Origin of the sequence: Enteroscipio rubneri (assembly GCF_002899715.1) — a bacterium.
In the GTDB taxonomy this organism is placed as follows: Bacteria; Actinomycetota; Coriobacteriia; order Coriobacteriales; family Eggerthellaceae; genus Enteroscipio; species Enteroscipio rubneri.
Genome location: NZ_PPEK01000010.1, coordinates 94,489 through 107,450 on the forward strand (window position 1 = coordinate 94,489; position 12,962 = coordinate 107,450).

The following is a 12,962-nucleotide window of genomic DNA, read 5'->3' on the forward strand; positions in this document are numbered from 1 at the left end:
GCTGAACACGACAGGAGCCGCGTACGGGCGAGAGCGTCGTCACCCCTCTGAAACCACCTCGCAGTCGATGGTGCCCGCCAGTAAAAGCTCCGTGTAGGCCGCTCGATCGACCGGCTCCCCTTCGGCGTCCACGGCGATGAAGGCCAAAGACCCGTCGACACGGCCGTCTAGCAACGATGCACCGAACCCGCCGCGCGCCTCTTCGAGGAAGGCGTTCGCCTGTTCCTCAGTGTCGAACCGAACCGACAGCTCGCTTTTCATGAGGAAGCCGTCTTCGCCAAACACGGCTTTCTCGGCAACCTGGCCGACACTGCCATCCGCAGCGCGCACCTTGTAGGCGTATTCGGCCTCGGCCGCGCAGTGTTGGTCGTAGCCCGCTACAAGGGCAGCCAGCGGAGACGGCTCGCCCTGGGCAATGGACTTCCCCCCGTCGAGCGCGACGGCGAGCGCCGCCGCCCCCAACAAGGCAGCCGCCGCCACGAACGTCATGCCGACGAAAACGAGTTTACGGCCCGAAGCGGCACCGCCGGCATCGACAGCCTCGGATGCGAGAGGAGGATGCGCTATTGTCGGCTCGACGACCAGACCGTCCGATGCGATGGGCGCAGGCTGCTTCGCAGGAATAAGGGGAGCATAGGACTCCTCGGTGGCGTTGGAGCTTGGAATTTCCGGCTTTCCCGCAGGCTGATTCGAGGCGTATGCAGCATTTGAATCGTCGCGCGCTGCGGACTCGCGTGCGGAGATCGCAACGACCGAGGCTGTCGCGATCGAATCCGACGAGTTCGCGGGAGCGGTCGTTGGATTGGATGGGCTCGAAGGAGAAGCGATCGAACCGGCCGAATTGGTGACGACTGCGAGCGCTGTCTGCGGTTTGATACCTGCCGAAGAGGACGCCGCAAGATTCTTAACAGGCGCGACGGGCTTCCCAGTCAATGCTGCGGGCTTCTCAGATAGCGAAGCAGGCTTTTCGGTCGGCGACCCGGACTTCACGGCAGGCTTCTCATCAGGCGCAGGCTTCCCGACAGATGCCGCAGACTTCCCGGCAGACTCCTCCGGCTTTCCGCTCATTGCCGCGACTTGAACGGCAGATGCCGCGGGCTTTCCTGCAGCGCGCTTGGCCGACACAGCAGACGATGTAGCTGCAGCAACCTGGGCGGCAACGACTGCCGTCGCTATCGGATGCGATGCGAATTTACCTGGCTTCGGCACAACATTGCGCGCGACGGGTTTTACCAGCTTCGCAGCGCCGGAGGAGGACTTGCTCTCCACCGACCCGGCCGCGCGCGGCCGGGTCGGTGGCCTCGCAGACGCTGTGTCGATAGCAGCAGCCACAGCGACGCCAGCGGCATCGGCGTCGTGCGCATCGTCCGCTTCCACGGAACCATCGACACCGAAGGCGGCGAACAGGTCGAAGAATGCGGCCTCCTCATCTTTCGGCGCGGAGCCTCCCGGCGCCGGGGCCGGCTCCTCCTGGATGCCAAGCAGGGACGCAAGCGACACCGTGGCGCGTTCGCCGGCCGCATCATACGAAGGACCCGGCGGTAGCCTATCGCTTACATCGCCTGCGACCCGCAACGCGAACGCGGCATACTCGCCGTGTGCCGACCGCGACGCGGATACGCCGCCCGCGTCGCGTACAACCTGCGGTTCATCCGAACCCAAGAGCAGCCGCAGCAGGTCGTCGTCCGCGCGGGACGCCGGGCCGTACTCGTTGGTGCCGTCGTCGCGGGCGTCTGCGCCCGGATCCTCCACGAGCGAGAGCAGCTCGTCCAAGGACAGGGTATCGGAAGTTGGTTGGGGTTCTGCCATCAAGTTTCCTTACGTCTCGTCTCGACCTGTTATCTAACGCGGCTTCGCGGGACCGCCCGCGCGCGTCCGGCGCTTCCCGCAATGCGCGGCCTGCGGACGTTCACCACGGCGAAGCAAGCGGCCCCCGCAGCCGCAAGCGCGACTGCGAGAGCGGCCAACGTGCCCGCCGTCAGGCTCGCCGCCATCTGCGCGCGGGCGGCCAGCGTGGCGTCGGCCGCCTGGCGCGCCCGGTCGAGCGCCGCATCCCCGAACGCGGCGAGCCACGGACCCGCGGCCAGATTGGATGCGGCCCCATCGACGTGCGCGGAAGACACGCCCGCGCCGTCGCCGGCGGATTGCGCGTCCACGGCGTCGCCTCCCCCGCCGCCGTTTCCAGCAACCGGATCGGAACCCGCCGCAGCATCGTCGGCGGCCCCAGAAGCGCCATCGCCAGAAGCCGCAGCGTCACCAGCGGCCCCGCTGCCAACCACGCCGGCCGCCGCATCGTCCGCCGCTGCAGGCGGATCGCCGCCCGCCTCCGCGCCCGCATCGAACGCCGAGGCCTGGGCCGCCCCCGCGCCCCAGCACGCGAGCCACACCGCGCCCGCCAGCAGCATGCCGGCCGCCGCGGCCGGCACGTCCCATGCCCGCGAGCGGGCGGAGCGGACCCTCGTCATGGGCGGCCGGCCTTCGCAGCCCGCCTCCGCGACGCCGCGGCGACGCCCGCGGCCGCCAGCGCCAGCACCGCAGCCGCGCAGGCGATGGACCCGGTTGCATCGCCTGTCTTCACGTACCCGAGAGCGGTCTGCGCCCCGCGCCCCGCCGCATCGATCGGCCCGCTGGGCGCCACCGGCGCGGCAAGCCCGAACTCCACCAGGATGGAGTGGTCGGCCCGCACGTCCACGAACGGATAGCTCGTTCCGTCGAAGCTGCTCCGCACCCCGTCGATGATGAGCGCACGCACCCGGTAGCCCGGATCGGCCTCGAACTGGAACGTCCGCGTTCCGCCCGCGCTCACCTTCACCTCGCCCGAAGGGCGGATGCTCCCGTGGCCCCCCGCGACACCCGCCGTTAGCATGAACTCCGTCGGCGCGATAGGCTCGTCCCCGCCTTCGGCGCGGAACATGGCGACGATCGAGCGGTCGGCCGTCACGTTCTTCATTAGGTAGTACGGCAGCGCGCCCTCCGGCCGCACGGGCTCGACCCGCTCGCCGTCCACCAGCACTGCGTCCAGCTCGTAGCCTTCGGCGGGCTTGAACGTGAACAGCTGCGCGCCGTCGTGCGGCACCTCGACGGGGCCCTGGGGCACGATCTCGCCGCCCACGTCGCCAGCCACCGACACCGTCACCACGTGCGTCTCCACGGGAGGCACGGAAGACGCCTTGAACGTGGCGCTCACCACGGTATCAACGCTCACGCCCATGAGCTCGTACTGGTTGCCCGCCACCGGCACGACCACTCCGTTCACCTTCGCGGTGTCCAGCTCAAAGCCCTCTTCGGGAATGAAGCCGAAGATCAGGTTGGTGCCCTTGTCCACGTCGAGAGGACCTGCGGGATCGATCCGCCCGCCTTCGCCCGCCTCGGTGGTCACGCGCACTTGTCCGGGCGCCGGCGGCACCGTCTTTCGGAACTCGGCCCGCACCGCATGGTCAACCTGCACGTCGTCCAGGCGCAGCACGCCGTCGCGCCACCGGTAGGCGGGCAGGTCCGCGCCATCCAACGTGACGTTCGCCAGCTCGTAGCCCTCGTCGGGCAGGAGGCTGAACGACGCCGAGCCCCCGTGCGCCACCTTCACCGGATCTGCGGGATGCACCGCCCCGCCGGTCGTTGCCGAAGGCGTGACCGTGTGGAACGCGGGCTTCGGGGGATCGGTCGGGGCGGCCTCGCGGAACGTCACGACCACCTCGGCGTCGACCTGCACGTTCGGGACGGCGAACGAGAACCCGTCGACCGCCACCGGGACGCCGCCCACCGTGACCTGATCAACCGCGTAGCCGTCGTCGGGAACGACGGCGAACAGCTGGTCGGCGCCGCGCAGCACGCGCACGTCCCCGTCCGGCGAGACGGAGCCGTGATCGCCCGCCGCCACATGCAGGGTGGCGTAGCGCGGCGGCTCCACGTCGGGCGCGAAGGCGGCGGTCACCTTCGCATCGGCGGACACCGCGGAAAGCACGAGCATGCCGTCCGCCACCTCGCCCAGCGCATCGCGCGTCGCGCCGTTCTCCTCCACGGTGAGCGAAGCCAGCTTGAAGCCCGCATCGGGCACCACGGCCAGCTGCGCGTCGCGGCCCTCGGGCACCGTCATCGAGGGCGTGATGGTTCCGCCGGCCGAGGCCTCCGTCTCCACCCGGTACGTCGTCACGGGCGCGGGGTCGGGGTCGTCGGCGGTGCGCTCGCGGAACACGACGTCCACCACGGCGTCCTCCTGCGCCTCGGCGATGGCGAACCAGTAGGCCCCCGCCTGCCCGCCGGCGGCCGAGAACACGGCCGCTCGGAAGCCGAACACCGAAGCGGGTGCCGCAGCCTCGACCGGATGGAACTCCGTGGGCTCGCCGTTCACGGCCACGCTCTGGGGCACGTAGCCCTCTTCGGGGTAGATGTAGAACGCGATGTCGCGCGCGCCCCGCGGCACGGTGAGCGACTCGGGCTGCACCGTGCCCCCTTCGGAGCCGCGCACGGACGTCACGCTCACCTTCACTTCCACGTCCACGTTCACCGTGGGCGGTTCCTCGGGCGCCGGCCCGTCGGGGATGCGCTCGAACACCGCGCGCACGCTGCGATCGCCTTCTACCGCGGCAAGCGCCAACACGCCGGTGCGCGCCGCCTCCTCGACCTGGGCCGCTCCCAGCTCGACGCCGTCCACGAGCACCGACGCCAAGCGGTAGCCCTCGTTCGCTGTTACGGCGAACGTCGCGCCGTCGCCGTGCGCCACGAGCACGCGGCCGCGCGGCGATATCGTTCCGCCGCTCGTGGAAGAGGCGGTCACCTCGTGCACCTCGGGCACGTCGGGCTGCGGCTCGCCCTGATCGAGCGCGCGGAACGTCGCCTCCACCCACGTCTCGCCCGTCACGGCAGGCAGCACGAGGCGGCCGTCCTCCACCTGGCGGGTCGCGTCCCGGCCGTTCACCTGCACCGCGTCGAGCGCGTAGCCATCCGCGGGCAGCAGCAGGACGGAGCACGAGCCGCCCCGCACGACGCGCACGTCGCCCGTGGGCGAGGCCGATCCGCCCGCGCCCGCCGACACGTGCACCACCGCATAGGCCGGCTCCGGCGCGTCCTCGGGCGCGAACTCGCCGCGCACGGCGTGGTCGGCCCGCACGTCGCTCACCGTATAGCGGCCGTCCGCGATCTCCGCGGCGTCCACCGGCGCGCCGTCCAGGAGCACGCGCACCAGCTTGTAGCCCGCATCGGCACGGAACTCGAACGTGGCGCTCTCGCCCTCCTTCACGTCCGTCCGGCCGCTGGGCGCGACCGAGCCGCCCGACGAGGCCGAAGCCGTGACGGCGTGAAAGCGGGCCGGCGGCTCGGCGCCCTTCTTGAAGGCGGCGTGGATGGTCGCGCCCGTGCGCACGTTCTCGAATGTGTAGGAGCCGTCGGCCACCTTCGCAGGATCCACCGCCGCTCCGTCCACGAGCACCTGGTCCAGCTCGTACCCATCGTTCGGCTGGAACGTGAAGCGCTTGCTCGCGCCCAGGCCCACCTCAACGTTGCCCGAGGGCTCGATGGAGCCGCCGTCGCTGGCGCTGGCCTGGATCACCGCGTAGCCCGTCGGCTTGTCGGGGTCGTCGGGATCCGCCGGATCCGCGCCCGCCCGCTTGAAGAAGGCGCGCACGCTCGCCTCGGAGGTCACGCTATCGATGCGGTAGAAGCCCGCGGCCGCGGCCTCGGGAACGTCCGCGTCGTCCACGGTCACGCGGTACAGCTCGTAGCCCGCGAGCGCGCCGAAGCGCAGCGTGAGGCTCTGCCCCTCGACCACCGCCACGTCGCCCGCGGGCGAGACGAAGCCGCCCGCCGTGGCCGAAGCGTGCACGGTATGCACAGTCGGCGGCACCGCGCCCGCATCCGCAGCGAACTCCACGTGCACGGCCGCATCCTGCCGCACGTTGAACAGCGTGTACGCGCCGGCCGTCAGCTCGTCCTCCGGCACCGGCTGATCGTTCACCGTCACCGAGGCCACCTTGTAGCCCGCCTCGGGAACGAACGAGAACGTCTGCGAGCCGTCGTAGGCCACGGAGACCGCGCCCGCGGGCGATATGGAGCCGTGCTCCCCCGCCGTGGCGGTGATCACCGGGTCGATCCGGGGCGCGTCGCCCGAGGCCGGCTCGAACTCCGCGCGCAGGCTGTGGGGCTCCCGCACGTCGTCGAACCGGTACGCGCCGGCGGCGACCTCCGCCGCGTCCACGGGCTGCCCGTCCACCAGCACCCGGTCGAGCGCGTACCCGGCAAGCGGGACGAACGAGAACGGCATCGAGCCGCCCTCCGGCACCTGCACCGCGCCCGCCGGCGACACCACGCCGCCCGGCCCCGCCTCGGCCCGGATCTCATGCAGAACAGGCTGCTCGGGCTTCGGCTCGCCGCCGCCGAGGGCGCGGAACGTCGCGTGTACGGAAGCGTTCGCCGCCACGTCCGAAAGCGTGAGCGAGGACCCCCGCACCTCCACCGGCTCGCCGTTCACCGTGACCGTCTCGCGCGCATGGCCCTCGTCGGGCACGAAGACGAACGTGGCCGATCCGCCCGCTTTCACGCGCACATCGCCCGCCGGCGACACGATGCCGCCCTCGCCGGCCGTGGCCGTCACCGTGTAGTACGTATCGTCCGGCACCACCACGCCCGACGGCTCGAACGAGGCCGCAAGCGCACAGTCCTCGCGCACGTCGGCCAGCACGAACACGCCGCCTGCGACATCGCCGGTCACGTCCGCCGTCCGGCCCGCGCGCTCGAGCACGACCGAGGCCAGGCGGAAGCCCTCGTCGGGGTACAGGTAGAACGTGCGCGCGCCGCCGTCGGGAACCTCCACGGCCCCGGACGGCGAGATGGAGCCGCCCTCGCCCGCCGCTGCGGTGACGGTATGCGTCTCCTCGACGGCCTCGCGCTCGAACACGGCCTCGACGGCGCGGTCGGACACCACGTTCTGCACCGAGAGCACCGTGCCGGACAGCCGGCCCATCGCGTCCGCGCCGTCCACGGTGAGCGATTTCAGGACGCAGCCTTCATCGGCCTCCACCTTGAACTCGGCCGAGCCGCCCAGGGGCACCTGAGCCTCCGCAGGAGCGATGCTGCCGCCGCCGTTGGACGTGGCCGTCACCGTGAACATGGGAACGGGCGGCGCCACGCCACGCACGAACGTAACCTGCACGTTCACGTCGGACTCCACCGCGGCTATCGTGCACGTGCCGTTGAGCGCCGGCACCACCACCGCGCCCGAGCCGTCGTCGGCCGTGACCGCGTCCACCGTCCAGCCCTCTTCCGGGAACAGCGCCGCCACTGCGCGCTCCCCGTGCGCCACCTGCGCTTGGGCGCTCGCGCCGGCCGCGCCGTTGTTCACGGACACCGCTCCGTTGCCGCCCGCCACCACGGCGGAAACCGCATGCTGCCGGGCGGGATCGGGCTCGACGGCGCGGAAGAGCGCCTTCACCGTGCGGTCGCCCCGCACGTCCGCGATGGTGCACACGCCGCCCGGCGCGTCTACGGGCACGCCGTCCACCAGCATCGCATCGAGGGCGAAGCCGGCATCGGGCAGCGCCGTGAACGTGACGGAGGCGCCCTCGGCCACCTTCACCGTGCCGGCGGGCAGTATCTGGCCGCCCTCGCCGGCCGAGGCCTCCACCGTGTGCACGGCGGCCTCCGCTTCGTCCGCGACCACCGCGAACGCGCCCAGCACCTCGGTGGAGAAGCGCGCGATGCCGCCCTCGACCTGCGCCGAAAGCGTCATCGAGCTGCCGTCTGCGCCGATGCCCACCACCGCGGCGTCGCCGTCGGGCACGCCGGGCGCCGGCAGGGCCACCTGCACCTCGCCCACGTAGGCCGTCTCGCCCTCGGCCGCGAGGTCGATGTGGTACGCCGAGGCCAGCGGCGCGCCGGCGGCAGCCTGCAGCATGCCGAACGTCGGCTGCGCGGAATCGACGGCCGCGGCGTACAGCAGCGCGCCCACGTGCATCCACGCGCTCGCTGACACGCCCTCCACCTCGGTCGAATCGATGGTGCGGTACTCGTAGCCCGCCTTCACCACCACCTGGATGGACGCGGTGGCCGTGGAGCCCGTCTCGTCGCGCACGACTACGGTGTACACGTACACCGTGCCGTCCTGCAGCGTGTCGGCGTGCTCCGAAAGCTTGTAGACGGGGCCTTCGTCGAATGCGAACGAATCGTCCGGCTGCCCGTCGGCCGTGCGCGTCCAGGAGTACGCGAGCTCGCCCTTGCCCGTGGCGACCACCTTGAGGTCGAACGAGCTGTTCCCGCTGATCTGCGCGACGGAAGCCGCGAAGCTCTCCGTGTGCTCCACGATGGCGGGGCTGGCCACGGCCAGCACGTTCACCGTCGTGCCCAGCTGCGCCTGTTCGTCGCCGGTCGGGAGCGCCTGGCCCACCTCGTCGGACACCGAGGGCCGGGGGGCCTCCGCGGCTGAAGCGGGAAGCGGCATGTACGATACGAGCAGGCACATGCACAGCAGCGCCGCCAATATCGTGTGGACGTACCTTCTCGTAGCCTGCATAGCTGCTTCCCTCTTCCTAGCCGAGCACCGAAACGGTCATCTTCGCGGCGGCCTGCCCCACCAGCTGCTCATCGTCTTTGCCGTAGGCGTAGAACACGGCCGTGCACGGGTAGTCCCCCGCATCCAGATCCACGTCGAGCCGCGCCTTCTGGATATGGTGGTTCGGCTCGATCATGCCGGACGTGTACACCGCCTCGCCCGTGTCGTCGCGGGTGATCTCCACCTTCATGAGGTAGGGATTGTTCGGGACGTTCTCGATGCGCAGCTCGCCCTCCGACGTTCCGTCGGCGAACTCCACGCTCGAGGCGATAGAGATGTTGAACATGCCCTCTTCGACGATGCGGTCGAGCTCCTTTTGGATCTCCTCGGGCGTCTTGCCCTCCAGCTGGCCGAGCGCGGCGTTCGGGTCGCGACCTTGGCTCGTGTTGGAAAAGGCCATGAAGCCCAGCACGCAGGCCACCACGATGGCCACGACGGCGACGCCCACCGCCACGTAGAACGCGGGCGGCTTCGCAGCGCGCGAAGCGGTGGAAGCGGAACCCCTGGCTGCAGAGGCGGCGTCGGCGCGGTCATCGGTCGCGGGGCGACGGGCGGCGCTCCTTTTGGAGGCCTCGTTCGCGGCATCGTCGATGTGCGCGGAGCGCTTTTTAGGTTGGCGGTCGGGTGCGTGCATGGTCTTCTTTCCTCGGATCGTTCCTTCAGGGCGGCCTCCCGCCGATGGGGAGGCCGCCTTCGTTTCATAAGATGCGCGCGCTTTGGATGCGCGCTGCGCACGTCCCACAAGCGCATGAAAGCCGATTAAGCAGCCGGCGTGTCCACGGCCACCGTGTAGGTGATCTTCACGGCAGGATAGGTGGTGTTTGCGGTGAGGTTGCTCTTAACCGAGGTGGTGCCGGCCAGCTCCAGGCCGAGCTCGCCGTTCGCAGGGGCGGTGAAGTACGACTGCGCCTCAGTCGGGATGCTCGTGGCGTTCTCGGACTCGATGGACATAGCAGCAGACGAGCCCGCCTTCACCGTCAGCTTCATCTCGCCCGTCGTGGCGGACATGTTGTTCTTCGGGTTCGTCAGCTCAGTCACAGCCTTCCAGCCCGCATTGTCGACGCCCTGGACCTTCGTCACCTTCAGGGCCTTCGTGGCGTTGTTGTTGACGATCTTATAGGCATCGGCGGAAGGCGCCGTGATGGTGCCGCCCTCGATAGGCGTGACGATGGTGATGTCGACCGGGATGGTGGCCTGGATCTGCGAAGCGGTGGCGTACACGTTCAGCGCCGTAGAAGCGGATCCGGTATTGTCGTTGCCATCGGCGAACGAGCCCGTCTTGCCCACGCTTGCGTCCGCGGCGAACGCCGGTACGGCGCCCATCGCGAGAGCAGCCGAAAGAGCCAAAGCGGCGGCCATCTTCTTCGTCTTCTTCATGGTAGTTCCTCCTTTTTCTGTTGTTCTATCGTGCGTTCGTACATTCAGGATCGTCGTCTTGTCATCAACCACCTCGATCCCTTCCTCTAGATATCGACACGGCCTATCACCCCAGTACTTCGAGGTTGATATTTGCTCCAGCCTGGCCCACTTCTTCGAGCGTATCCATGTTGTACGCCGTGAACGTAGCGGTGGCGGGATAGGAGCCGGGCTCCAAATCCTGAGAGAGCGTGATGGTTTCAATGTAGGTGCCGGGCTTGAGGCCGCCCGACTCGTACACGACGTCGCCCGTGTCGTCGAGAACGATCCGCACCTTCATGGCGTAGTGATTGCCGGGGACGTTCTCGATGTAGGCGGTGCCGGGGGCGGTGCCGTCGGCGAACTCGATGACGCTGGCGATGGAGATGTTGAGCATCCCCTCCTCCACGATGCGGTCGAGCTCGGCCTGCACCTCCTCGGGCGTCTTGTAGGGCGCCTGCCCCAGAATGGAGTTGCCGTCGTAGAAATCGTCCTGCGACGAGATGAACCACCAGACGCCGACGCCCACAAGGACGGCCACCACCACCAGAACGGCCGCACCCGCAAGAACGCGGTTGCGCCTTGTTTGCAGGAAGCCAGCCACCCCGCCGCCCCGCCGCACGGACGCAGCAGCCCTGGATGCAGTACGGGGAGCTCCGTCGTCGTTAAAAGAGTGCTTGTCGTTGTGCATGGTTTGATCCTTATCCTTGTATCGCTCGTAGAATGGTGCGGCCTGTTCTGCGGCCACCTTCATCCGCGACCGCAGGAACGATATGCCCGGTCTTACACGCGTGAGAATTACGATGTTTTTGGAACGCGTCCTACGACGTATTTCAGCTTCGCAAGGCCTTTGTTCGCAGCCTGTTCGTTGGCCGTGATGGTCGCTCCTTTGGGTATGCTCAGGCCGTAGGTGACCCGCAAAGAGCTCTTAGCCGGAATGACGAAGCCTTCCAGCTGACCGGTAACGAGCTCGCCGCCAAGCGGCATCGAGAACACCGGCTTCGTGGCCGCACCCGTGAGAGTAAGCGTCACTGCCACCTGCTTGCGTTCCTCATCTTTCGGGAACACGGCAACCGCGCCCGCTTCCTCCTCCGTCGAGAGCGACGTCATGGCCAAATCCTCGACCGTGCGTGACTCAATGGAAGCGGCCACCTCTTCCAACGCGCCGGTGGTTTTGAGGTCGAAACCCACCTCCACCGGCACCGAAGCATCGATGACGAGCGCCCACTTGGCATACAGCGTCGTATCGGCCGCAGGCATGGTAGATGAGGTGAAATCCCACTTCGCACCAGCGCCATCCTTCTCGGTATACCAACCATGGAACGTGTAGCCTTCATACTTGGGGTTTTCCACGGCGGTTGCCAACGCGCCGAAGTCCACCTGTTGAGGCGCCACCTGGGAGCCTCCCTGCGAATCGAAGGAGAGCGTGTAGGCGATGGGATCCCACACCGCATACAGCTTTACCTGCCCCGCCGTGTCGCGCAGGTTCCGAACCTCCGCTTGGTCCTTATAGACAACCGTCGCGCCTGCAGGATCGGTGTCCCAACCGGCGAAGGCGTAGCCAGTCTTGGAGAACTCGTTGGGCGAAAGCGGGGTAAGCTGGTGGTCGAAGGTGAGGTTCTGCGCCTGCATGGTTCCGGCGTCGGCGTCTTTGCCGTCGAAGACAACGGAATAGGAGATCGCTTCCCATTGCGCGTAGAGCGTGACGGGGGTACCCGTCGACAACCCTGTTGCCACGTCGGCCTTATCGGCGTACACCGTGCCCGACCCGTTCTGATTCTGCGTCCAGCCCTTGAATACATATCCGGTCTTCGAGAACTGGAGCGTATCGAACGCAGGCAGGTTCTGATTTCGGCCTGCGTAGGTGAAGGGGTAGTCCTTCTGGACGCCTGCGCCCGTGCCCGGATGGAGCGTTACCGTAAACGTGTTGGCCGTCCACTTGGCATAGAGCGTCAGGCCGCCTTCGGGCATGATGCCGGTCGTGAAGTTCCACGGGCTTCCGCCGAACGCGGCATCGGCGTACCAGCCGTCGAACGTGTAGCCTTCGAGCTTGGGCGCCTGGGGCTCGGGGATGGGATTGCCGTAACCGACCGATTGGCTGTCGACGTACGAACCTCCGTTCGAGTTGAAGGTGACGTCATAGTTGTTGCGCGTCCACTGAGCATAGAGGTGGTACGAGCCCTGCGTGGCGAGTGGCGTGGTGACGGCTGCCTGATTCGCGTAGCTCGTGCCGGAGCCGTCCTCGTTCGTCGTCCACTTCTCGAACGTCCAGCCCGTGTGCGCGAACGGGTTCATGTTCAGCTTCCTGTTTGTCTCGTTGTATTTGAAGTCCTGGGTCGTCGTGTTGGCGTTGCCGGGATAGTTGGCGTGGAACACCACCTGGTAGGAATTCGGCTCCCATACGGCATAGAGGGCCACCGTGGCACCTTGCGTATCCCGCAGGTTGAGGACGGACTGCTGGTCTGTGTACTGGGCCTTCGTCGCCGTTGCCGACTCGGCCCAGCCGGCGAACGTGTAGCCCAGCCGCGTAAACGTGAAGTGCGAAAGTGGCGTGGACGTGCCGTAGGTTATGGTCTGCGCCTGCATGGTGCCATCGCCGTTGTTTGCATTGAACGTGACCTGATAAGTTATGGGGGTCCACTTGGCGTAGAGGGTGACCGTGCCGTTCGGCGTCGACGTGAGGTCCTTCACGGAGGCGCCGTTGGCGTACTTGACGGCGCCCGTGGCGGATTCGGCCCAGCCGGCGAACGTATGGCCGGTCTTGGTGAAGCCGTTCGAGGTGAGGTTCTTGGCCGTCCCGTAGGTCATGGACTGGTTCGACATGGAGCCGCCCGTGTTCCCGTTGCCGTTGAAGATGATGGAGTAGGGGTTGGGGGTCCACTTGGCGTAGAGGGTGACCGTGCCGTTCGGCGTCGACGTGAGGTCCTTCACGGAGGCGCCGTTGGCGTACTTGACGGCGCCCGTGGCGGATTCGGCCCAGCCGGCGAACGTGTGGCCGGTCTTGGTGAAGCCGTTCGAGGTGAGGTTC

General features: G+C 68.2%; 7 protein-coding genes. All 7 read right to left on the reverse strand.

Annotated features, from left to right (window positions below; genetic code table 11):
• Positions 1–39: 39 nt before the first annotated feature.
• Positions 40–1,809, reverse strand: coding sequence for a hypothetical protein (locus C2L71_RS08835; RefSeq protein ID WP_103265406.1), 1,770 nt, complete (start codon positions 1,807–1,809; stop codon positions 40–42).
• 29 nt (positions 1,810–1,838) lie between these two features.
• On the reverse strand, positions 1,839–2,465 hold the full coding sequence (locus C2L71_RS08840) for a hypothetical protein (RefSeq protein ID WP_103265407.1): 627 nt from the start codon (positions 2,463–2,465) through the stop codon (positions 1,839–1,841).
• The gene (locus tag C2L71_RS08845) at positions 2,462–8,500 is read right to left on the reverse strand and encodes an InlB B-repeat-containing protein (RefSeq protein ID WP_103265408.1); all 6,039 of its coding nucleotides are present in this window, start codon (positions 8,498–8,500) and stop codon (positions 2,462–2,464) included. The genes C2L71_RS08840 and C2L71_RS08845 overlap by 4 nt, the downstream gene beginning before the upstream one ends.
• 16 nt (positions 8,501–8,516) lie before the next feature.
• Positions 8,517–9,173 carry a hypothetical protein gene (locus C2L71_RS08850; protein ID WP_103265409.1) on the reverse strand — a complete coding sequence of 219 codons (657 nt, stop codon included), beginning with the start codon at positions 9,171–9,173 and terminating at the stop codon, positions 8,517–8,519.
• Positions 9,174–9,298: 125 nt separating this feature from the next.
• Entirely contained in the window at positions 9,299–9,916 is a 618-nt protein-coding gene (locus C2L71_RS08855; RefSeq protein WP_103265410.1) for a hypothetical protein, read from the reverse strand.
• 106 nt (positions 9,917–10,022) lie between these two features.
• Positions 10,023–10,625 carry a hypothetical protein gene (locus tag C2L71_RS08860; RefSeq protein ID WP_103265411.1) on the reverse strand — a complete coding sequence of 201 codons (603 nt, stop codon included), beginning with the start codon at positions 10,623–10,625 and terminating at the stop codon, positions 10,023–10,025.
• Positions 10,626–10,732: 107 nt separating this feature from the next.
• A partial coding sequence (locus tag C2L71_RS08865; protein WP_147585039.1) for an InlB B-repeat-containing protein occupies positions 10,733–12,962 on the reverse strand: 2,230 nt, incomplete at its 5' end.